Here is a 21145-nt window from a genome sequence, read left to right as displayed (position 1 = left end):
CCAGGCGGCACGAAACCATGGTGCACGCAGAAATACCAAAAAGAACAAGGTGAGATTTGGCGAGAAATGGTTGATTCCTTTGAGAAATATCAAGCGCTCGGAATATCGCGTTGATAGACTGAAACTTCGTTAGGAATCCGCCTAACGAGGTTTAGGAATAATAACTAGGCAACGACTGACAAGGACATCGTATGGAGCATACCGATACCATCGCCTTACAAGGCAACATCGCCGACATGCGCCTGCGCATCGCCGCAGAACAGGCGGCCATGCACAAGGTCAGACTCGGCGTGGCGCGCTGGAGCACCGCCCCTGCGCCGCAGGATGCGGACGCGCCGCCATCGCCGGCAAGCCAGAAGCGCTGGCATGCCGAGGCGCAATGTCATTTCATGTGCTGGCTGGAACTGGGCGGTTTTGCGCACGCGGATGCGCAGGCCGACAACGCGACCGCGACCGTCATGGCGGACATGCCGTCCGACATCGGCAGCAACGTTGACGCCAGTGCAACAGCAGCCAGGGAAACCAGCGCCGCTCCCCTGCCCGTGCACTGCAACGGCTGCGCCGTCTGAGCGCGGCCCATCCGACCAGCCATGCCACGCCCTCGCATGCCTGCCTTGCCAGCACGCTCAACCTCCTCCGGCGACACCGGACCATCGAACATGAACGACGCACAAAAGGAAACGGCGGCATTGCGCCGCCGTTCCCAAGCCCCATCGGGACTTTAGTGAGGAATGTAAATTCACTCAAAACCACATCTGCGATGCGGCGAGTAGTTCCAAGACCTGCCAATCAAGTTAGTACTGACAACATAGTTGATATATCGCCCCTCCTTGAAAAGAACTACGCTTTCACTATAGCCCAAGCAGCCCTATTTTCAAGCCAATTTACCACCTTATTGAAAATCATTCTCGACTGGCTTGCCTGCCCGCCAAGAGTGATGTCCTCAGCGCAACGCCGGTTGCGACTGCTGCACGGCCGCCTTCATGGCGCCCGCACCCATGGCGGCGCCAAACTTCTTCAGCACCCGTTCCGGCAAGCCTTCATGCTGCGTGTAGTCGACGATGTCTTCCGCCTTGACGACGTCGCGCGCCACGCTGTCGACCGTGCCGAAATCGTCGGCCAGTCCCATTTCCACGGCTTTCGCGCCCGTCCAGTACAGGCCGGAGAAGGTATCGGCCGTTTCCTTCAGGCGCTTGCCCCGCCCCGCGCGCACCACGTCGATGAATTGCTGGTGGATTTCATTGAGCATGCCTTGCGCATACGCCTTGTGTTTTTCCGTCAGGGGGCTGAACGGGTCCATGAAGCCCTTGTTCTCGCCCGCCGTCAGCAGGCGGCGCTCGACGCCCACCTTTTCCATCACGCCCGTAAAGCCGAAGCCATCCATCAGCACGCCGATGGAACCGACCACGCTGGCCTTGTTGACGTAGATGCGGTCGGCGGCGGCGGCGATGTAATAGCCGCCCGAGGCGCACATTTCATCGACCACCACATATAAAGGCTTGTCCGGATAGCCTTTGCGCAGGCGCTGCATCTCGTCGACGATCATGCCGGCCTGCACGGGACTGCCGCCCGGACTATTAATATGCAGCACCACGGCCACGGAACCGGCATCGGAAAACGCCTTGTCCAGCGCGGGGATGACGACGGCGGCCGAGCCGCTGCCTTCGGACTCGATGGCGCCGCTGATGTCGATCAGGGCCGTGTGGCGGCCCAGGGTTTCGCTGTCGTCGGCCGTGTTGTAGTCATAAAACACCCACAGGGCGAACAGCACGATCAGCAAGCCGAAGACCTTGAAAAAGATGCTCCAGCGGCGGTGCGCGCGTTGCTCTTGCAAAGTGGCAAATACCAGCTTTTCCAGCACTTCGCGCTCCCAGTGTCCCGCAGGGGCGCCGTGGCCGGCGGCTGGCGCGCTACTGTCCAGCTTGTCATTCGTGTTATCGCTCATGGTTCACTTTGCGTAAATTACAGAAGGCCTGCCCCGGCCTCAGGCCGGCAGCGGCTGGACATACTCGTCGGGTTGCCAGTACAGCTGGCCATCGCGTTCGGCCACGGCGATCGGGCGCAAGCGCCCGCCCTTGCAGGGGCCGCCCGCACAGTAGCCGCTTTCCGGCACATAGATGGCGCCATGCGTCGAACACATCAGGTACAAGCCGCTGGACTCGAAAAACTCGCCCTCCGCCCAGTCCAGTTCGATCGGCACGTGGGCGCAGCGGTTCAGGTAGCCATACGCCTTGCCGCCATGGCGCACGACAAAGCCCGTGGTGGTTTCACCGCCGGCCGAGACGGGAAAGCGCACGCCCTTGCCGCCATCGGCCACGGCGTCGGCGGCACAGATGAAAACATCGACAACATCGTTCATCATGCGTGCTCGCTCAGCCATTGATGCAGCTCGGCCACCGTGGCGGCCGAATACAGGGGATTGCAAGCTTGCAACTGTGCCACCGGATGCGCTCCATACTCTACGGCAATACCGGCCGCACCCGCATTGCTTGCCATCAACAAATCATGACTGGTGTCGCCGATCATCACGGTGCGGCGCATATCCTGCCCCAGTTCGCGCGTCAGTTCCTGCAGCATGGCTGGATGGGGCTTGGAAAAGGTTTCATCGGCGCAACGCGTCGCATCGAACAAGGACAGCAGCTTGACGGCATTCAAGGAGCGGTTCAGGCCGACGCGGCTCTTGCCCGTGGCGACGGCGAGGAAATACGCTTGCTGCGACAGTTCCTGCAGCATCTCGTAGACGCCAGGAAACAAAGCCAGCTCATGGTCGCGCGACAGATAGTGATAACGGTAGCGTTCCGCCATGCGCGCATGGTATTTCGGCTCCACGTCGGGCATCACCAGCTGCATGGCTTCCTGCAAGCCCAGGCCGATCACGTGCGAAGCGAGCAACTCGGTGGGAATTGGCAAGCCCAGGTCTTTGGCCGACGCCTGGATGCACTTGACGATGGTCGAGGTACTGTCTATCAGGGTACCGTCCCAATCGAAGACGATCAGATCAAATTGCTTTCTTGCCATGTTTCCCGACGGCATAGCCGCCGGCTCCTTGAGAATGAATGCTGGCGACTGACTACCTTGTGGGTAGTGTCGCGCGCACGGTGGATATTTAGCGTGCGGCAACGGCCAATGGTTTGCCCAAGCTTACCAAGAAACGCTCGCATTCGGCAGCCAGCGGCGCGTTCAGGGTCATCGTCTTGCCCGTTTCCGGATGCGTGAACGTGATCTGGTGCGCGTGCAGGAACATGCGTTTCAGGGCGCCGCGCGTGCTGTCGGCTTTCAACAGGGCACGGTTGAGGGCAAAGTCGCCATATTTATCGTCGCCGGCGATGGGGAAACCGGACGAAGACAGGTGCACGCGGATCTGGTGCGTGCGTCCCGTCTTCAATTCCGCTTCCAGCAAGGCGAAGTTGTGATATTTATGCAACAGTGAAAACACCGTGTGCGACGCCAGGCCATCGGCCTGCACGGCCACCCGGCGCTCGCCTTCGGCCGTCGTATATTTGTGCAACGGCAACTTGATATGCTGGCGCGCATTCTTCCAGTCGCCGGCCACCAGCACCAGGTAGCGCTTGTCCGTGACGCCGTCGCGCATCTGTTCATGCAGATTCGTCAACGCGGAACGTTTCTTTGCAAGCAACAACAAGCCGGACGTGTCGCGGTCCAGGCGGTGCACCAGTTCCAAAAACTTGGCGTCGGGGCGCGAAGCGCGCAATTGCTCGATCACGCCGAACGAGACGCCCGAGCCGCCATGCACGGCCACGCCGGCCGGCTTGTCGATGACGAGCAGCTGCGCATCTTCGAAGATGATCTTGAATTCGGCGGCCGGCGCGCCCGTGGCGGCCTTTTCGGCCACGCGCACGGGTGGAATGCGCACCACGTCGCCGGCGGCGAGACGGTACAGCTGATCGATACGGCCTTTATTAACCCGCACTTCTCCCGATCGCAAGATCCGGTAGATGTGGCTTTTAGGCACTCCCTTGCACACTCTTAATAAGTAGTTGTCGATGCGCTGGCCTGCTTCTTCCTCGGCGATCGTTACGAATTGGGCTTGCGGCTGAACCGGGGGTGTTGAAGGGGGAACAACATCATTTTGACTCTTCATTTACTATGTCTTCCCAGAAATCTCTCTAAGTCCTTCATTTTGAATATATAATTGTTTTTGCTGCGGCCCTGGCTGCTGCGAGTGTAAGAATAAAAGCACATTTTACACAGGGGCGTCTCCACCGGCCTCGCCAAATTGCAAATTCGGTGGAAAAAAATGTATATGCACCATCCCTGCGCGAATCAAGGTTGCACCGTAGTTGTAATCGGATAACGCGTGGAGATGCTGAAGTGAGTGTATTGGATTATAAGGATAAGTACCCGTTAGCGCGACTTATCGAGTCGGGCTCGCGGGTTGATGAAGTTGATAACGCTTGCCGTTTTCGCCAAACCCCGTATGCGGCCACAATACTGAGGGTTGTCGATGAATAGGCTGAGGCCAAGCCTCGCCATCGCGATCCCTGTAATGAGCCGGCTTACGATTTGGCTCTGAATTTGCTGACCACTTGCATTCTCTGCCCCCGACATCCGGGCTGCTTCAGATGAGTTGCAGGTGTCCTGTGCACTCGGCATGACGATCGACCTCACCGCGCCTGTTGCGGCCGTAACGTATACCTCGTACGCGTTGTTGCTCCGCACGCCTAGGCATTTCCCCCGCCAGCACTCCCGTTCTCGCATATATCCCTGTACTTCGCCGCTTCCCCGGAAGCGGCTTTGAGATGGCCTACGGGTCGCGGAGTTATAAAAATGAAACGCATGTTGTTTAATGCCACGCAGCAAGAAGAACTGCGCGTAGCGATTGTCGACGGACAAAAACTGATCGACATCGATATCGAGACAGCCGGGCGCGAACAGCGCAAATCCAACATCTACAAGGGCGTGATCACGCGCATCGAGCCATCGCTCGAAGCGTGCTTCGTCAGCTATGGCGAAGACCGCCACGGCTTCCTGCCCTTCAAGGAAGTTGCCCGCACGTACTTCCGCGAAGGCGTGGACGTGCGTAACGCCTCCGTCAAGGAAGCGCTGCGCGAAGGCCAGGAAATCATGGTCCAGGTGGAAAAGGAAGAGCGCGGCAACAAGGGCGCCGCCCTGACCTCGTTCGTCTCGCTGGCCGGCCGTTACCTGGTATTGATGCCGAACAACCCGCGTGGCGGTGGCGTATCGCGCCGCGTGGAAGGTGAAGAGCGCCAGGAATTGCGCGAAACCATGGATAAACTGGACTTGCCAGCCGGCATGTCCGTCATTGCCCGCACCGCCGGCATCGGCCGCAACGTCGATGAACTGCAGTGGGACTTGAATTACCTGATGCAACTGTGGCGCGCCATCGAAGGCGCCGGCAAGTCGGCCAACGGCGCTTTCCTGATCTACCAGGAATCGTCGCTCGTCATCCGCGCCATCCGCGACTACTTCCAGCCCGACATCGGCGAGATCCTGATCGACACCGACGAGATCTACGATCAGGCGCACCAGTTCATGAGCCACGTGATGCCCGACATGGTGCACCGCGTGAAACGCTACAGCGACGACGTGCCGCTGTTCTCGCGCTTCCAGATCGAACACCAGATCGAAACGGCGTACAGCCGCACCGTGCCGCTGCCATCGGGCGGCGCCATCGTGATCGACCATACGGAAGCGCTGGTCTCCGTCGACGTCAACTCGGCCCGCGCCACGCGCGGCTCGGACATCGAGACGACCGCCTTCAACACCAACTGCGAAGCGGCCGAAGAAGTGGCCCGCCAGCTGCGCTTGCGCGACTTGGGCGGCCTGATCGTCATCGACTTCATCGACATGGAAGTGGCAAAGAATCAGCGCGAAGTGGAACAGCGCCTGAAAGATGCGCTGCACCATGACCGTGCCCGTGTACAAATGGGCAAGATTTCCCGCTTCGGCCTGATGGAACTGTCGCGCCAGCGCTTGCGTCCTTCGCTGTCCGAAGGCTCGCACGTGACGTGCCCGCGCTGCTCCGGCACCGGCCACATCCGCGATACGGAATCGTCCGCCCTGCAGGTGCTGCGCATCATCCAGGAAGAGGCGATGAAGGAAAACTCGGCCACCATCCACGTGCAAGTGCCCGTGGACGTGGGCGCCTTCCTGCTGAACGAAAAGCGCGGCGAAGTGCTGAAGATCGAAAACCGCCACCGCATCGCCGTGATCCTGATCCCGAACAAGCATCTGGAAACGCCGCACTACAAGCTGGAACGCATCAAGCACGACGATCCGCGTCTGGAAGACAGCCAGGCCAGCTACAACCTGGCCGAAAGCGCTGAAACCGACATGGCGTACAGCAAGCGCCAGAAGGAAGAAGCCAAGCCGCGCCAGGAAGCCGTCGTCAAGACGATCACCCCTGACCAGCCGGCACCGCTGGTCGAGCGCAAGCCCGTCGAAGCGAAACCGGCTCCAGTGGCCGCGCCTGCCGCACCACAGGGCCTGATCGCCAAGATCATCAGCTTCTTCACCGGCGCCCCGGCACCGGTGGCACCGGCACCCGCCCCAGTCGCACCAGCCAAGCCGGCCGGCGCCGACCGCGGCGACCGCAACAGCCGTGGCCCGCGTGGCCGTGGCCGCAACGGCAAGCCTGGCCGCGAAGAGCGCGAACCTGGCCAGGGCCGTCCAGCCCAGGACGATGCCGCGAAAGAAGCGGAAGCACTGGAAAAAGCGGCCCGTCCGCCACGTCCGCCGCGTCCGCCACGCGAACCGCGTGAAGCACGCGAAGGCGGCGATGCAACGGCAGCGCCACGCGAACGGGGCGAACGTCCTGAACGCGCGGAACGCCCGGAGCGCGCCGAGCGTCCGGAACGTGCCGAACGTCCGCCACGCCAGCCACGCGAAGGCCGCGAACCGCGTGCCGACAAGGCTGTTGTTGCTGAAGTGAAAGCTGAAGAGCTGGCACTGGTTGGCGCCACCGCCAGCGCAGTGAACGTCGTCGTACCGTCCAGCGGCCCTGAATCCGACACCGCACCGGCCAACCTGCTGAAAGCACCGGCGAATGCCGGTCCTGAAGGCGAAGAGACGGAAAACGACGTGGAAGGCGAAGAACCGCGCCGCCGCCGTCGTCGTGGCGGCCGCAACCGCAACCGCCGCGACCGCGAAACGGGCGAGCTGATCGAATCGGCAAATGGCGAGAACGAAGGCCAGGATGCGCCAGTGATCAGCTTTACGGTTGCTCCGGCGCCGGAAGCCGCTGTCGCTGCCGCGCCAGTGGAAGCTGCCGCCGAAGCCGCGCCAGCCATCGTGGCTGAAGTGGTGGAAGTGGTGGAAGTGGCCAAGGTCGTGGACATCGCCAAGGTCGAAGAAGCAGCTCCTGCCGCAGAAGTTGCCCCAGCTGCTGAAGTGATCGTGCCGGCAGCCCCTGTCGAAGCCGTCGTTGCTGCAGCGCAAGCTGAACCAGCCGCTGCTGAACCGGCACCGGTTGCCGAGTACAGCTTCGCCGAGAAAGCGCAAGCCGCACCTGCACCTGCGCCTGCGCCAGCGGAAGTCATCGTCGAAGCGGCGCCAGTCGTGGAAGCAGTTGCTGTCGTGGAAACGGTCGTCGTGGTGGAAGAAGCGCCGGTAGCCGAAGCGGCACCTGTCGTGGCGGAAGCCGCGCCGGTAGTTGCCGAAGTTGCTCCTGCTCCTGCTCCTGCGCCGGCACCTGTCGCCGCGCCTGCCCCGGCACCTGCCGCGCCAGTGGCCGCGCCGCTGGACTTGAGCGCAGTGCTCGGTTCGGCCGGCCTGACCCTGGCTGCCACCGATCCGGAAAAACTGCGCCTGGCGCAGGAAGCGGCCGCCAAGGCAGTCGCTCCGGTACGCAAGCCGCGCGAACGCAAGCCATTGCCGCCGCAATCGGATGAGCCGTTGATCCAGGTCAACACGCAACGTCCATAAGCGTGCAGGGTTCGCCCAGCCGCCGATGATGAAAGGGGAAGCTCAGGCTTCCCCTTTTTTACGTCCCCAACTTTGCCAGCCAGCCGCCATGCACGAGAACGCCAACCAACTTCCCTCCCCCGTCAGCCTGCGCAGCGCCTTCTGGTACTGGCTCAAGCTCGGTTGCGTCAGCTTTGGCGGCCCGGCCGGACAAATCGCCATGATGCATGCGGAACTGGTGGAAAAGCGGCGCTGGATTTCCGAACAGCGTTTCCTGCACGCCCTGAATTACTGCATGCTGCTGCCGGGGCCGGAAGCGACCCAGCTGGCCATCTACATCGGCTGGCTGATGCACCGCACGCGCGGCGCCCTGGTGGCGGGCCTGCTGTTTTTGCTGCCTTCGCTGCTGCTGCTGATCGTCCTGTCCTGGCTGTACATGGCGTATGGCCACGTGGCCGCCATCGCCGGCATCCTGTACGGCGTCAAGCCGGCCGTCGTCGCCATCGTGCTGGCGGCCGCCTGGCGCCTGGGCCGGCGCACCTTGCGCAGCCCCGGCCTGATCGCCATCGCGGCCGGTGCATTTGTCGCCATCGCCGCGCTACGACTGCCATTTCCGCTGATCGTGCTCGCCGCAGCCCTGCTGGGCATGGCGGGCGGCCGCTGGCTGCCGGCCCACTTCCATGTCGGCGGCGCCTCGCACGGCGGCGCGGCCCGCTACGGTGCCGCCCTGATCGATGACGACACGCCCACGCCGGAGCACGCGCGCTTCAGCTGGCCGCGCCTGCTTGGCACGGCCGCCGTGGGCCTGGCCCTGGCCTTCCTCGCCTGGCTGGGCCTGGCGCTGGCGGGCGGCGCGGACCAGCCGCTGGCGCAGATGGGCATGTTTTTCAGCAAGGCGGCCCTGCTGACGTTCGGCGGCGCGTATGCCGTGCTGCCCTACCTGGTGCAAGGCGCCGCCGAGCACTACCACTGGATCACCAGCGCGCAAATGATGGATGGCCTGGCGCTGGGCGAAACGACGCCCGGCCCCCTGATCATGATCGTCGCCTTCATCGGCTTTGTCGGCGGCTGGAGCCACGCCGTGACAGGGGAGCAGCTGTGGCTGGCGGGCGTGTGCGGCGCGCTCGTCGCCAGCTGGTTCACCTTCCTGCCCTCGTTCATCTTCATCCTGGCCGGCGCGCCGCTGGTGGAAGCGTCGCGCGGCAATCTGCGCCTGAGCGCGCCCCTGACGGCCATCTCGGCGGCCGTGGTGGGCGTCATTGCCAGCCTGGCCCTGTTCTTTGGCCGCCATGTCTTCTGGCAAGAAAACCCGCTGCCGCACCGGGACTGGCTGGCGATCGCCATCGCGCTGGCGGCCGGCGTGGCGCTGATCAAGTTTCAGGTTGGCACCATCAAATTGCTGCTCGCCTGTGGCATCTTCGGCCTCGTGCTATCGTATCTGCCTTGAACGACTCAACGTAAGTGGTATCACCTTTCATGGCTGACAAGATTATCTACCTCGCCGAAGCCCGCAACGGGGCTTTGGCGATTCCCGCGCAGCTGGATAGCCCCAGCGGCAACGTGGCCGACAGCCTGGGCCGGCCCCTGCACGACCTGCGCATCTCGATTACCGACCGCTGCAATTTCCGTTGCGTGTATTGCATGCCCAAGGACGTATTCGACAAGAACCACGTCTACCTGCCGCACACGGATTTGCTGTCGTTCGAGGAAATCACGCGCGTCGCGCGCCTGTTCGTCGCGCACGGGGTGGAAAAGATCCGCCTGACGGGCGGCGAGCCGCTGCTGCGCAAGAATATCGAAAAACTCATCGCCATGCTGGCCGACCTGCGCACGCCGTCGGGCCAGCCGCTGGACCTGACCCTGACGACCAATGGTTCCTTGCTGGCAAGAAAAGCGCAGGCGCTCAAGGATGCGGGCCTGAACCGGGTCACCGTGTCGCTTGACTCGCTCGACGACGCCACCTTCAAGCGCATGAACGACGTCGATTTCGCCGTGGCCGACGTGCTGCACGGCATCGATGCGGCGCACGCGGCGGGCCTGGGGCCCATCAAGATCAACATGGTCGTCAAGGCCGGCATGAACGAGCAGGAAATCGTGCCCATGGCGCGCCACTTCAAGGGCACGCCCTACATCCTGCGCTTCATCGAATACATGGACGTGGGCGCCTCGAACGGCTGGAACTTGCAGGAAGTCATCCCTTCCGCGGAAGTGGTGCGGCGCATCGCCGCGCACATGCCCTTGCTGCCCATCGACCCGAACTACGCGGGCGAGACGGCGGCGCGCTGGCGCTATGCCGATGACAGCGGCGAGATCGGCCTCATTTCCAGCGTCACGCAAGCGTTCTGCGGCGAGTGCAGCCGCGCCCGCCTCTCGACCGAGGGCAAGCTGTACACGTGCCTGTTCGCCAGCAGCGGCCACGACTTGCGCAGCCTGCTGCGCGGCGGCCGCAGCGATGCGGAAATCTCCTCGGCCGTGGCGCAACTGTGGCGCGGCCGCGGCGACCGCTATTCGCAATTGCGCACCAGCCAGACGGATTTGACGGGCGGTGCGCTTGAGCACGGTAAAAAGAAAGTGGAAATGTCGTACATCGGCGGCTGAATCGGGCGCAGCACGCGCCCGCCGCTGCTACCATGGCGCATGCACCAATTTTCCTACCTGACATGATCAACAAACACGACATTACCGGCCTGATCCTGGCCGGCGGCCTCGGCACGCGCATGGGCCAGCGCGACAAGGGCATGCTGCCCCTGCATGGCCAGCCCCTGGCGCGCCACGTGGCCCAGCGCCTGGCGCCGCAAGTGGGCCAGCTGGCCCTCAGCGTCCACGCGGATGCGGGCGACTACGCGCACTTCGGCCTGCCCGTGTGGCCCGACGTGCTGCCAGGCCAGCTGGGTCCGCTGGCCGGCTTGCACAGCGGCATGCAGCACGCCAACACGCCTTATCTGCTCACCGTGCCGTGCGACTCGCCCCTGCTGCCGCCCGACCTGGCGGCGCGCTTGGCCGCCGGTTTGACGCAAGACAATGCCGACTTGGCCATCGCCGTCACCGAGGAAATCGATGCGACGACGGGAGCGGTCGTGCGCCGCCCCCACCCCGTCTTTTGCCTGGTAAAAACATCCGCCCTGCCCCAGCTCGATGCCTATCTGCGCGGCGGTGAACGCCGCATGCGCACCTGGCACGGCCCCTTGAAACTGGCCGAAGTGCTCTTCGAAAACAATAGTGCATTCGGCAACATCAATACGCCGGACGAGCTGGCCGCCCTGCAGGCGCAGGGCCTGTCCGTGCCGATGGCGCAAGCCATCCTGGCCGACACGGTCGCGCCCGTGGCCGACATCGAGGAACTGCCGCTGCCGCAAGCGTTCGAACGCATCCTGGCGGCCGACATCATCTCGCCCATCAGCGTGCCCGCGCACGACAATTCCGCCATGGATGGCTATGCGCTTTACGGAGCTGACCTTGGCGCCGACCTCGGCGGCGACACCCCCGTGACCCTGGCCGTGGTCGACACCATCCTGGCCGGGCGTCCCGGCACAGTCAAAATCGGACGCGGCCAATGCGCGCGCATCATGACGGGCGCCGTCATGCCCGACGGTTGCGACAGCGTGGTGCCGCAGGAACTGGTGCTGCAAGCGGGCGACGCCAGCATTACCGTGGCACCGGACTGCATCCGCGCCGGCGACAACCGCCGCTTCAAGGGCGAAGACTTGATGCAGGACAAGCCGGCCCTGCTGCAAGGCAAGATACTCGGACCGGCCGAGCTGGGTTTGCTGGCCTCGCTGGGCATCGCCACGGTGCCCGTGCGCCGCCGCCTGCGCGTGGCCTTCTTTTCCACCGGCGACGAATTGCGCTCGATCGGCGAGCCGCTCGACGCGGGCTGCATCTATGACAGCAACCGCTACACCCTGCTGGGCATGCTGACGCGCCTCGGCTGCGAAGTGCTCGACATGGGCATCGTCAAGGACAATCCGCAAGCGCTGGAAGCAGCCCTGCGCGGCGCCTGCGCCACGGCCGACGTCATCATCACCTCGGGCGGCGTGTCCAGCGGCGCGGCCGATTTTACGCGCGACATCCTCGCGCGCCTCGGTGACGTGGCCTTCTGGCAAATCAACATGCGCCCGGGCCGCCCCATGGCCTTCGGGCGGATTGCCAGCGAAGGCGAATCGGCCTTGCTGCTGGGCCTGCCCGGCAACCCGGTCGCCGTGATGGCGGCGTTTTATTTCCTCGCCCGCCCCACCCTGCTGCGCCTGATGGGCGCCGACGCGGACACGTCCGCCCTGCCGCTGCTGCAAGTGGCGGCGCAAGCGCCGATCCGCAAGAAACGGGGCCGCACGGAATACCAGCGCGGCATCGTCGAGCGCGGTGCGGACGGGAGCCAGCACGTGCGCGTGACGGGCGCGCAAGGCTCGGGCATCCTGCGCTCGATGACGCAAGCCAATTGCATGATCGTGCTGCACGAAGCGCAAGGCCACGTGGCCGCAGGCGACCTGGTCGATATCGTGCTGTTCCAGGGATTGGTATGAAACTGGCACTGGCACTGGCACTGGCCCTGCTGCAGGGCATGACGGCATACGCCGGCGAAGTGCACAGCAATGGCTACACGGTGCGCTTCGACGAACACATCGAGGATGCGCACGGTGACTTGCACGGCGACACCGTGGGCCGCATCCGCCTCGTGCGCACCAGCGACCAGGCGCTCGTGTGGCAGGAAAACACGCCCTTGCGGCCCGGCTGCGGCGCCGTTGCGGCCGTCACCGCCCTCGACGACCGCTTCGTCGCCCTGTGCGGCCATCTGGGCGGGCGCCATTACACGCAAAAGATCATTTTCATGCAAGGCAACTCACCCGCCATGGTGAGCGTGGACCAGTACGATGCGCCCAGTCCCGTGCGCATGGAGCGCGACGGATCGCTGGCCATCGACGTCCTGCGGCGCGACCGCTTTCCTGGCGAACTGACGGGCCCGCATTACTTTCCCACCGTGTACCGCTTGCACCGCGATGACGCCACGTTCGGTTTCGTCCCCAGCTTTGATGGCGATGCCGCCGGGCGCTACTGGCAGCACTACCGCGCCACGCGCCAGGCGGCGCCGGCGGCGTCCGTGCTGCCGGAACTGCTGGCCTCCCTGCTGGCGGCCCAGGCCGGCAAGCAATCGATCTGCGCAGAGCTGGACACGCTCGCCGCCGACTTGCAGCAAGGGCGGCAGTACGATGCGCAAGGCGCGCGCACCTTGATGCGCACCTGGCTGCACAAGCTGCCCGCCATCGGCTATCCCGCCTTCGATACGCAAGCCTGCCCGGGCCGCATCTAAGCATCCCTTGCCGCGCCGCCGCCGGCGGCGCATCCCCAAGCTTCCCCTCCCGAACGGCCCGCCTTACGCGGGCCGTTTGCATTGCCCCTTCGCAATCAATTTTCTTCCCGGAAACTGCTCGGCTATTGAGATAAAAATGTTAATTATTTCTTTAAATAACATATCAACAAACACAACACTAATTGTAATTATTTTATTTATTTGTTGATATTGAAGTTTCTTAGGTGATAACATCCGAACTTATACGAAAAGTTCAATTTTGATATTGTTTTCACGAGGAAACTAATAATGAGACACCGCTCTTGGAACGCGGGCGCCAGCATGCTGGGAGCGGCTTGCCTGCTTGGCCTATTGACCCTCGCGCCGCCGCCCGCCTACGCCAAAGGGGCCCCTCGGGCCGCCGTGCTGGACAACTGCAGCTGGAACCGCCCCGGCGCCGACCCGTTCATGGGCGACGTCGTGGCCGCCGTGGACAGGTACCCGGACATCGCGCCGCAGGTGCGCGAGCAATTGAAGGCGCGCATGCGCGCGCGCCAGTATGATGAAATCGTCGTGATCAGCCGCGACGCCATCCGCGGCAAGGGCAATTACGATGCGCGCATCAGCGACATGCATTTCGGCCCAGGCCGCGTCTGCCGCAATGTCACGCGGGCAGGCTGGAGCGAGCAGATGCAGGAAAGGGGACTCGTGTACTGCGTGCAGGGCGCCTGCATCCTCGTGCCCACCGTGTGCCGCAATGTCAGCCGCATCACGCAGGCGGCGGCCGGGCCGCGCGGCGCTGGTGCGGCCCCGGTTGGCGCCGCGCCTGGCGGTGCAACGCCGGCAGCGGCCGCGCCGGCGGCAATGGGCGTGCCCGTCATCGAGCATCCCGTCGCCGCGCATGGCGGTTCGCTCACAGGCGCGGCGCCGCCGGCCGTGGTGGCCGGCCTGCCCCTGCTGGGCTTCGATTTCGTGCGCGGCAGCCGCGACACGATGTTGCCGTCGGGCATAGGCGGTGGCCAGCCACCGCGCGGCAGCAGCATCATCGTCGAGCCATTCAACCCCACCGTCATGCTGCCTTCGCTGCCGCCCACCGGCCTGTCCGTCCTGCCCGCCGTGCCGGAACCGCAAACGTGGGCCATGCTGCTGGCGGGACTCGCGCTGACCGTCTGCGCCACGCTGCGCCGCCGGCCTGCGGCGGCGGCCTGAACGGCGGCGGTGCTATTCGCCGTCCGCTTCGGCGGACAGCCCCGCGTCCGCCTTACCCAGCAGCAAGGCGGCCGCCTCGCCCGGCAAGGCTTCCACGGATTTCAATTTGCGCGCCATCTGCCGGCTGCGCACTTCCGCGCTTTCGATATTCTTCGCCGCCTTTTCCAGGGTCAGGCGGGTCTGCGACAGCACGTCGCCGAACTTGCCGAATTCCGTCTTCACGGCGCCCAGCACTTGCCACACTTCCGACGAGCGCTTTTCCAGCGCCAGAGTGCGGAAACCCATTTGCAGGCTGTTGAGCAAGGCCGTCAACGTGGATGGCCCCGCGATGCTGACCCGGTGCACGCGCTGCAATTCATCGGCCAGGCCCGGGCGGCGCAACACTTCCGCATACAAGCCTTCCGTGGGCAGGAAGAGGATGGCAAAGTCGGTGGTCAGCGGCGGCGCCAGGTATTTGTCCGCGATGGTTTTCGCTTCTCCCCGCACGGCCCGTTCCAGCTCGCGTCCGGCCAGGGCCACGCCGTCCGCATCGGCCCGCTCGGCCGCTTCGACCAGGCGTTCGTACTGTTCCTTGGGGAACTTCGCATCGATCGGCATCCACACGGGCGGCCCGCCATCGGACAGGCCCGGCAGTTTCAGGGCGAATTCCACGCGCGCGCCGCTGCCCGGCAAGGTTTCCACGTTCTTCGCGTACTGGTCGACAGTGAGTACCTGCTCCAGCAGCATTTCCAGCTGCACTTCGCCCCATGTTCCCCGCGTCTTGACGTTGGTGAGCACCCGCTTCAGGTCGCCCACGCCCAGCGCCAGCTGCTGCATTTCACCGAGGCCCTGGTGGACTTTTTCCAGCCGCTCCGACACTTGCTGGAACGAGGCAGTCAGGCGCGTTTCCAGCGTGGCGTGCAATTTCTCGTCGACCGTCTTGCGCATCTCTTCCAGGCGCGCGCCATTGTCAGCCTGCAAGTCGCGGATCTTGCTTTCCAGCGTGGCGCGCACTTCCAGCATGCGCTGCGCATTCGATTCCGTCAGCTGCGCCAGGGTCTGGTTGGTGCTGTCGGCAAAGCGCGCCAGGCTTTGCGCCTGTTCCTCGCGCCCGACTTTTCCCTGCGCCTGCATCTGCGTGCGCAGGCTGTCGAGCTGCTGCAGGGTCGCCGCCTGGAATTGCGCCAGGCTGGTGGCCAGGTCTTGCCGCGTCGCCTGTGCCGACGCCTGCAGTTGCAGCCGCACTTCGCGCTCGACCCGGTCGATGCGTTCCAGGCTTTGCTGCTGGTGCTGCTGCACCAGGGCCAGGGTGGTGGCGCCATCGCCGGCCGCGCCACGGGGGCGCAGCAAGATCAATAGCAACAGGACGATGGCGACGATGGCGGCGCCCAGCAGGCTGTAAAACTCGATTGGGCTCATGGGTGTCAGTCAGGTTTGTTGCGCATCCAGTCGGCCGTCTGATAGAACGATTCCATCAGGCGCACGCGCAAGGACTCTTCGATGCCCGTGTCTTCCATGGCCCAGGCCATGGCGCGCAGCCACTGGTCGCGCTCACTGGTGCCGATGGCGTAGGGCAAGTGGCGCGCGCGCAGGCGCGGGTGGCCGAATTTCTCGATATACAAGTCCGGGCCGCCCATCCAGCCCGTCAGGAAGAAATACAGCTTGTCGCGCGAACCGTCCGTCGAAGGCGGATGCATGACGCGGATGCCGGCGAACTCGGCTTCGAGTTCCATCAAGTCATAAAAACGGTCGACCATTTCACGCAGCACGGGGGCGCCGCCGATGGTCTCGTAGAGGGTGGGGGCAGTGGTATCAGTCATGGCCGCCATGATAGCGCAAGCGCCGGCGGCCCATGCGTCGCCAGCTTCCGCTGCCGGCATAAAAAACAATATACTTGACTACTCAAGCTTTCATCAACTACCATGCAATCTTTAAACACGGACAGGTCAACCATGCCCACCACCGCAGAACCTCCTTTGCTACGCAATACCAACTTCCGCTGGCTGCTGGGCGGCGGCCTCGTCTCCATGCTGGGCGACCAGTTCAGCATGCTGGCCCTGCCCTGGCTGGTGCTGAGCCTGACGGGCGATAGCCTCAGCCTGGGTATCGCCGTGGCCCTGATGGGCGCCCCGCGCGCCGTGCTGATTTTGCTGGGCGGCACCATCGCCGACCGCTATTCGCCCCGGCGCGTGATGCTGCTGAGCAAATATGCGAACGCCGCCATCCTGCTGGCGCTGGCGGGGTTGCTGCTGCTGGACCAGGCCAGCCTGGCGCTCGCGTATGCGGCCGCGCTGGCGCTCGGTATCGCGGCCGCCTTCGGCATTCCCGCCGGCACGGCCATCCTGCCGCAAGCCGTGCCGCCGCAATCGCTGCAGAACGCCAATGGCTTGCAGATGGGCGCGCGCCAGCTGTCCCTGCTGGCCGGCCCCCTGCTGGCGGCGCTCGTGCTCGGCGCCCACGATGGCGCGCAGCAAACCTCCATGGCGGCGCTGGCCGCCGCCTTTGCCATCGATGCGCTGACGTTCCTGTTCTCGGCCTGGACCTTGCGGCAAGTGAGCCTGCGGCCACTGGCCGCGGCGGCGCAGGGCATGTGGCGCGACATGGCGGCGGGCCTGGCCATGGTGTGGCGCGACCTTCCCTTGCGCAGCTGCTATGCGTACTGGGCGGTGGTGGCGTTCTTCGTCATGGGGCCGCTGCAAGTGGCCTTGCCCGTGCTGGCCAGCGAGCGCCTGCATGGCGCCTCCGCGCTGGGTTTGCTGATGGGCGCGCATGGCGCCGGCACCCTGGCCGGCATGCTGGCGTCCAGCCTGGGCGGCGCCTGGCTGCGCCGCCACTTCGGCGCCACCCTGCTGCTCGTCGACGCGGTCGTCGGCCTGCTGCTGATGGCGCTGGGACAAATCAGCTCGGCCTGGCAAGGCGCGGCCCTGCTGGCCGTGACAGGGTTGCTGGGCGGCTACTTGCAGGTGGCCATCTTTACGTGGATACAGCGGCGCGTGGCGCCCGCCATGCTGGGCCGGGCGATGGCCCTGTTCATGGGCATCTTCCTGGGACTGGCGCCGCTGTCGGCGGCGGCCACGGGCGCGCTGCTGCGCCACCTGAGCGTTGGCGAGCTGTTCTGCGGCGGCGGCGCCCTGCTGCTGGCAGCCGCCGTGGCGGCGGCATTATTTACCGCCATCCCGCGCATCGCCGGACCGGAAACGATTAAATAAACGACATGGGAGAAGTAAAACATGGACAAGACACGACAGGCAACATTGAAAGCGCACTACCGGCAACAGCCGCCGCCGCTGGGCATCATCGCCTTGCGGCACTTGCCCAGCGGGCGCACCTTGCTCGACAGCAGCCGCAACGCGCCCGGCATGCTGAACCGCCACCGCTTCGAGCTGAACCTGGGCAAGCACCGCAACGCCCTGCTGCAGGCGGACTGGCGGCGCGACGGCGCGGCGGCCTTTTCCTGCGCCGTCATCGATACGCTCAAGCTGCCCGACGACCCCGCCTTCGATGCGGACGCCGAACTGGGCGCCCTGCTGGAACTGCACCGCGCACAGTGGCTGGAGCAAGGCCAGCCGCTGTATTGAGCGGCATTGCTTTACACTTGCGTACTCAAGCATTTCGCAATGGATAAAATGGACGCCATGAACGATCACACTCTCCCGTCGCCGGACGCCGATGGCGCGCTGGACTTTTGCCTGCGCCTGGCGCGCGCCCAGGCGCTCATCGTGCGCCGCTTCGACAGCGCCCTGGGCAATTTGCATGGCCTGAGCTTCAGCGACTATCAATTGCTGTACCAGCTGCAGCGCGCGCCCGGTGCGCGCCTGCGCCGCATCGACCTGGCCGAGCGCCTGGCGTTGACGGCCTCGGGCGTCACGCGTTCCTTGATGCCACTGGAAAAGATCGGCCTGGTGGCGCGCCAGGCCGATGCGCGCGACGCCCGCGTCGGCTATGCCGTGCTGACTGCCGCCGGCCAGGAATTGCTGGGACATGCGAGCGCCACCGCGCAGGCGGTGGGGCGCGAATTGCTGCAGGATGCGCCGGCAGAACAGCTGGGAGCGCTTTCAGCCCTCCTGGGCCGGCTGGCCGGCTGACGACGCTACACCAGCGCCAGCCTGCGCAGGCGCCGCGTCGACGGCCAGTGTTCCACGCCCGCTTCGGCGCGGATGGCGGCGCAGCCCGCCAACACCCGCTCGATGGCCGCCCCGTCGAGCCCCGCATTGAGGGTCAGGCGCACGAGGGCGCGGTTCTTCGCCGTTGCCGGGGCGCAAAACATGGCGCCGTAAATGCCTTGCCGTTCCAGCGCCTGGCGCAGGACCAGGGTGGCCGGTTCGCCGCCCGCTTCCAGCGCAATGATCTGCTCCGTGCCATCGCTGACGTTGTAGCCCAGTTCACGCAAGCCTGCGCGCACCTGCAGCGTATGGCGTTGCAGGGTGGCGCGCCGCCCATCGGCGGCCATGATGAAATCGAGCGCCGCGCCCAGCCACGCCAGCTCATGCGCCAGCAGGCAGGAACTGAAGATGGCGGGCCGTGATTCGGACAAAAAATAGCCCTTGAAACGGCTGGAACAGCTGATGAAACCGGCGCGGCCCGCGAAGGCCTTGGCCAGCGACGCCGTGCGGAAATGCACGCGGTGGCCCAGTCCCCACGCCTCCACCAGGCCCGCGCCCTGCGGGCCATGCGTGCCCAGCGAGTGCGACTCGTCGACCACCACCACGCAGTCGCTGCGCTCGGCGATGTCGAGCAATTCCAGCAGCGGCGCCAGGCTGCCGTTGGTGCTGTACAGGGCGTCGACGACGATCACGCCGCGGCCATGCTTTTCCACTTGCCGCCGCAAGTGCGTCATGTCGTTGTGCAGGAAGGGCACGGCCTGGGCCTGCGCCGACAGCACGCCTTCCCACAGCGAGGCGTGGGCCTGCATGTCGAGGTAGACGGGAATGCCGGGGCTGGCGATGCACTGGATCAGCCCGACGTTGGCCGCCATGCCGGACTGCGCCAGGATGCCGTCCTCGCTGCCCATGAAGCGGGCCAGCCGGCTTTCCAGCCGGTGCTGTTCGCTGCCTTCCTGCAAGTACACGGCCGACATCAGCATGCCGCCCGCATTCGCCTGCAGCGACGCCACCTGGGCCGCCACCAGCGCCGGCTCGGCGGCGATGGACAGGTAGTCATTGCCGGCCAGGAAAATGGCATGGGCGGGTGTCGGTTGCCAGGCATGGGGATGCTGGCCGCCCAGCAATTTTTCGATGCGCGTGACGTGGTGCGCATCCATGCGCCGCACGATGTAGTCTGGCAAGCAGTGTTCGGCGCGGACGAAGGATGGGGCGTGCAAGCTGGTAGCGATGGTCATGAGTTTTCTCCTAGGGAAAGGTTTGCTGCGGCTTAAAGCCTTGACCGTCTCGCGAACCCATCCATTGACGTATATCAATGTCCGATGAGATAACCGTTCAACCAGGAAAATTTACGCGATGATAATGTTCTGAAGAGAATCAAGGCAGAGTCATGACGCAGCAATTGCAAGGACGATGGACACACTGGCGCAGGCGCCTGCTCCATTCGCTGCTGCATGAACGCATGCCCCATGAAAACCTGGCCGGCAGGGTCGCCATGCTGGCCGCCGTGGGCACGGTGGCGATGCCGCTGTACTACCTGCTGTGGAATTACTTTTTTCCGCAAGCCTATGAAAACCTGACCTTGCGCCTGACGGGCGTGGGCATCTGCGCGGTCGGCCTGTTTGCGCGCCACTTCTCGGCCCGCTGGCTGTCGCGCTACCTGCTGTTCGCGCTCAGCTACATCCTGCCCTTCTTCTTTACCTTCATGTTTCTGATGAACCACGCGTCGTCCATCTGGAGCGAATCGCTGCTGATCGGCCTCGTCGTGCTGTTTCATTTCGAAACGAAGCTGGCTTGCCGCGCCTACCTGATCGGTACCAGCACCGCCTGCCTGGCCGTCATCCTGCAGGGGGAAGGCGACTTCCTGCTGCAGCGTGAAGTGCTGCAGCAGCTGCCCGTGCACTGGTTCACCATAGCCGCGCTGTCCGTGGTGAAAGTGGGCAGCAAGGTGCTGGAACTGGAGCGGCTGGCCGGCCTGTCCGCCGGGCTCGGTTCCGTGGCGCACGAGCTGCGCACGCCGCTGACCAGCGTGGAAGCCAATGTGCGGGGCATGCGCCGGCTGCTGCCGCAACTGGCCGGCCAGACGCACGACTTGCCGCCGTTGCAGGAAGCCCTGTCGCGCATCCAGTTCGAAGTGCGCCACATGCAGCACATGATCGATTTGTTCCTGATGAGCGCCAGCGCCGTGAACCGCAACCTGCAGCCCAGCCAGGCGCTGTCGATGCTGGCGATGGTGAATTCCGTGCTGAAGCGCTACCCATTCACCGGCAACAGCCAGCGCAGCCGCGTCAAGGTGGACGTGCGCGCCGACTTCCAGTTCGCCGGCCAGGACGAACTGTGCGTGGTGATCCTGCTGAACCTGCTGAGAAACGCGCTGAAAGCCATCCAGCGGGCCGGCAAGGGCCGCGTGCGCATCATCATCGACGGCGCCCGCCCCGTGCCCAGGCTGCTGTTCATCGACACGGGCTGCGGCATCGCGAAGAACCGCCTGCCGCTGATCTTCGAGCGTTTTTATTCGTATCCCGTGCACAACGGCAGCGGCATCGGCCTGGCCCTGTGCCGGCAGATCATCACGGCCTGGCAGGCGCGCATCCGCTGCGTGTCGCGCGAGCATGCGTATGCGATTTTCATCCTGGAATTTCCCCAGCCCCTGCCTGCCCGCTTACAACCCTCTTCCCCCGCAAGGTGA

General features: G+C 64.5%; 18 protein-coding genes. 11 read left to right on the top strand and 7 right to left on the bottom strand.

Annotation, left to right across the window (positions count from 1 at the left end):
- Nucleotides 1-191 precede the first annotated feature (191 nt).
- Nucleotides 192-569 carry a hypothetical protein gene (locus OX459_RS03840; RefSeq protein ID WP_289903896.1) on the top strand — a complete coding sequence of 126 codons (378 nt, stop codon included), beginning with the start codon at nt 192-194 and terminating at the stop codon, nt 567-569.
- 374 nt (nt 570-943) lie between these two features.
- Here the strand turns inward: OX459_RS03840 and OX459_RS03835 are convergent, their stop codons facing one another.
- The 4 genes from OX459_RS03835 to OX459_RS03820 all read right to left on the bottom strand — a co-directional run bounded on the left by OX459_RS03835 (nt 944) and on the right by OX459_RS03820 (nt 4102).
- The gene (locus OX459_RS03835; RefSeq protein ID WP_099666845.1) at nt 944-1945 is read right to left on the bottom strand and encodes a S49 family peptidase; all 1002 of its coding nucleotides are present in this window, start codon (nt 1943-1945) and stop codon (nt 944-946) included.
- A gap of 39 nt (nt 1946-1984) precedes the next feature.
- Nucleotides 1985-2362, bottom strand: coding sequence for a Rieske 2Fe-2S domain-containing protein (locus OX459_RS03830; RefSeq protein ID WP_099666844.1), 378 nt, complete (start codon nt 2360-2362; stop codon nt 1985-1987).
- Nucleotides 2359-3018: an HAD-IIIA family hydrolase gene (locus OX459_RS03825; RefSeq protein ID WP_035821424.1), complete on the bottom strand. Its 660-nt coding sequence runs from the start codon at nt 3016-3018 to the stop codon at nt 2359-2361. Before OX459_RS03825 ends, OX459_RS03830 begins: the two co-directional genes overlap by 4 nt.
- A gap of 88 nt (nt 3019-3106) precedes the next feature.
- Nucleotides 3107-4102 (bottom strand): RluA family pseudouridine synthase, encoded by a 996-nt coding sequence (locus OX459_RS03820; RefSeq protein WP_077407877.1) that lies wholly within the window; start codon nt 4100-4102, stop codon nt 3107-3109.
- A gap of 686 nt (nt 4103-4788) precedes the next feature.
- Here OX459_RS03820 and OX459_RS03815 point away from each other — a divergent pair.
- The 6 genes from OX459_RS03815 to OX459_RS03790 all read left to right on the top strand — a co-directional run bounded on the left by OX459_RS03815 (nt 4789) and on the right by OX459_RS03790 (nt 14377).
- Complete coding sequence (locus OX459_RS03815) at nt 4789-7905, top strand: Rne/Rng family ribonuclease (protein WP_289903895.1); 3117 nt, start codon at nt 4789-4791, stop codon at nt 7903-7905.
- 88 nt (nt 7906-7993) lie between these two features.
- Nucleotides 7994-9331, top strand: a complete 1338-nt coding sequence (gene chrA, locus OX459_RS03810; RefSeq protein WP_289903893.1) for a chromate efflux transporter — start codon at nt 7994-7996, stop codon at nt 9329-9331.
- A 29-nt stretch (nt 9332-9360) separates the two neighbouring features.
- Complete coding sequence (gene moaA / locus OX459_RS03805) at nt 9361-10482, top strand: GTP 3',8-cyclase MoaA (RefSeq protein ID WP_289903891.1); 1122 nt, start codon at nt 9361-9363, stop codon at nt 10480-10482.
- 62 nt (nt 10483-10544) lie between these two features.
- Entirely contained in the window at nt 10545-12404 is a 1860-nt protein-coding gene (gene glp, locus OX459_RS03800) for a gephyrin-like molybdotransferase Glp (RefSeq protein WP_289903890.1), read from the top strand.
- Complete coding sequence (locus OX459_RS03795) at nt 12401-13189, top strand: hypothetical protein (protein WP_289903889.1); 789 nt, start codon at nt 12401-12403, stop codon at nt 13187-13189. Before glp ends, OX459_RS03795 begins: the two co-directional genes overlap by 4 nt.
- A gap of 288 nt (nt 13190-13477) precedes the next feature.
- Nucleotides 13478-14377, top strand: a complete 900-nt coding sequence (locus OX459_RS03790) for an MHFG family PEP-CTERM protein (protein ID WP_289903888.1) — start codon at nt 13478-13480, stop codon at nt 14375-14377.
- Between the two features lie 12 nt (nt 14378-14389).
- Here OX459_RS03790 and rmuC read toward each other — a convergent pair whose 3' ends face one another.
- Nucleotides 14390-15775 carry a DNA recombination protein RmuC gene (gene rmuC / locus OX459_RS03785; protein ID WP_289898665.1) on the bottom strand — a complete coding sequence of 462 codons (1386 nt, stop codon included), beginning with the start codon at nt 15773-15775 and terminating at the stop codon, nt 14390-14392.
- Between the two features lie 5 nt (nt 15776-15780).
- On the bottom strand, nt 15781-16176 hold the full coding sequence (locus OX459_RS03780; RefSeq protein WP_034785429.1) for a group II truncated hemoglobin: 396 nt from the start codon (nt 16174-16176) through the stop codon (nt 15781-15783).
- A gap of 132 nt (nt 16177-16308) precedes the next feature.
- Here OX459_RS03780 and OX459_RS03775 point away from each other — a divergent pair, with 132 nt between their 5' ends.
- Genes OX459_RS03775 through OX459_RS03765 form a run of 3 tightly spaced genes read left to right on the top strand, consistent with a single transcriptional unit; the run spans nt 16309 to nt 18441 of the window.
- On the top strand, nt 16309-17565 hold the full coding sequence (locus tag OX459_RS03775) for an MFS transporter (RefSeq protein WP_289903886.1): 1257 nt from the start codon (nt 16309-16311) through the stop codon (nt 17563-17565).
- Between the two features lie 21 nt (nt 17566-17586).
- The gene (locus tag OX459_RS03770) at nt 17587-17934 is read left to right on the top strand and encodes a GIY-YIG nuclease family protein (RefSeq protein WP_143451483.1); all 348 of its coding nucleotides are present in this window, start codon (nt 17587-17589) and stop codon (nt 17932-17934) included.
- Between the two features lie 39 nt (nt 17935-17973).
- A complete protein-coding gene (locus tag OX459_RS03765; RefSeq protein ID WP_306558421.1) occupies nt 17974-18441 on the top strand; it encodes a MarR family transcriptional regulator in 468 nt (155 codons plus the stop codon).
- Between the two features lie 5 nt (nt 18442-18446).
- Here the strand turns inward: OX459_RS03765 and cqsA are convergent, their stop codons facing one another.
- Nucleotides 18447-19694: an alpha-hydroxyketone-type quorum-sensing autoinducer synthase gene (cqsA, locus tag OX459_RS03760; RefSeq protein WP_289903885.1), complete on the bottom strand. Its 1248-nt coding sequence runs from the start codon at nt 19692-19694 to the stop codon at nt 18447-18449.
- 152 nt (nt 19695-19846) lie between these two features.
- Between cqsA and OX459_RS03755 the strand changes: the two genes are divergently transcribed.
- Complete coding sequence (locus OX459_RS03755; protein ID WP_289903884.1) at nt 19847-21145, top strand: HAMP domain-containing sensor histidine kinase; 1299 nt, start codon at nt 19847-19849, stop codon at nt 21143-21145.

It is taken from the genome of Janthinobacterium sp. SUN026 (genome assembly GCF_030397625.1).
GTDB classification, from domain to species: domain Bacteria; phylum Pseudomonadota; class Gammaproteobacteria; order Burkholderiales; family Burkholderiaceae_D; genus Janthinobacterium; species Janthinobacterium kumbetense.
The sequence above is the reverse complement of the archived record's forward strand: the minus strand, read 5'-3'. Positions and strand labels throughout refer to the sequence as shown.

Coding starts and splice junctions, on each gene's coding strand:
- OX459_RS03840 (WP_289903896.1), top strand. CDS start 192: ATGGAGCATACCGATACCATCGCCTTACAAGGCAACATCGCCGACATG.
- OX459_RS03835 (WP_099666845.1), bottom strand. CDS start 1,945: ATGAGCGATAACACGAATGACAAGCTGGACAGTAGCGCGCCAGCCGCC.
- OX459_RS03830 (WP_099666844.1), bottom strand. CDS start 2,362: ATGATGAACGATGTTGTCGATGTTTTCATCTGTGCCGCCGACGCCGTG.
- OX459_RS03825 (WP_035821424.1), bottom strand. CDS start 3,018: ATGGCAAGAAAGCAATTTGATCTGATCGTCTTCGATTGGGACGGTACC.
- OX459_RS03820 (WP_077407877.1), bottom strand. CDS start 4,102: ATGAAGAGTCAAAATGATGTTGTTCCCCCTTCAACACCCCCGGTTCAG.
- OX459_RS03815 (WP_289903895.1), top strand. CDS start 4,789: ATGAAACGCATGTTGTTTAATGCCACGCAGCAAGAAGAACTGCGCGTA.
- chrA (WP_289903893.1), top strand. CDS start 7,994: ATGCACGAGAACGCCAACCAACTTCCCTCCCCCGTCAGCCTGCGCAGC.
- moaA (WP_289903891.1), top strand. CDS start 9,361: ATGGCTGACAAGATTATCTACCTCGCCGAAGCCCGCAACGGGGCTTTG.
- glp (WP_289903890.1), top strand. CDS start 10,545: ATGATCAACAAACACGACATTACCGGCCTGATCCTGGCCGGCGGCCTC.
- OX459_RS03795 (WP_289903889.1), top strand. CDS start 12,401: ATGAAACTGGCACTGGCACTGGCACTGGCCCTGCTGCAGGGCATGACG.
- OX459_RS03790 (WP_289903888.1), top strand. CDS start 13,478: ATGAGACACCGCTCTTGGAACGCGGGCGCCAGCATGCTGGGAGCGGCT.
- rmuC (WP_289898665.1), bottom strand. CDS start 15,775: ATGAGCCCAATCGAGTTTTACAGCCTGCTGGGCGCCGCCATCGTCGCC.
- OX459_RS03780 (WP_034785429.1), bottom strand. CDS start 16,176: ATGACTGATACCACTGCCCCCACCCTCTACGAGACCATCGGCGGCGCC.
- OX459_RS03775 (WP_289903886.1), top strand. CDS start 16,309: ATGCCCACCACCGCAGAACCTCCTTTGCTACGCAATACCAACTTCCGC.
- OX459_RS03770 (WP_143451483.1), top strand. CDS start 17,587: ATGGACAAGACACGACAGGCAACATTGAAAGCGCACTACCGGCAACAG.
- OX459_RS03765 (WP_306558421.1), top strand. CDS start 17,974: ATGGATAAAATGGACGCCATGAACGATCACACTCTCCCGTCGCCGGAC.
- cqsA (WP_289903885.1), bottom strand. CDS start 19,694: ATGACCATCGCTACCAGCTTGCACGCCCCATCCTTCGTCCGCGCCGAA.
- OX459_RS03755 (WP_289903884.1), top strand. CDS start 19,847: ATGACGCAGCAATTGCAAGGACGATGGACACACTGGCGCAGGCGCCTG.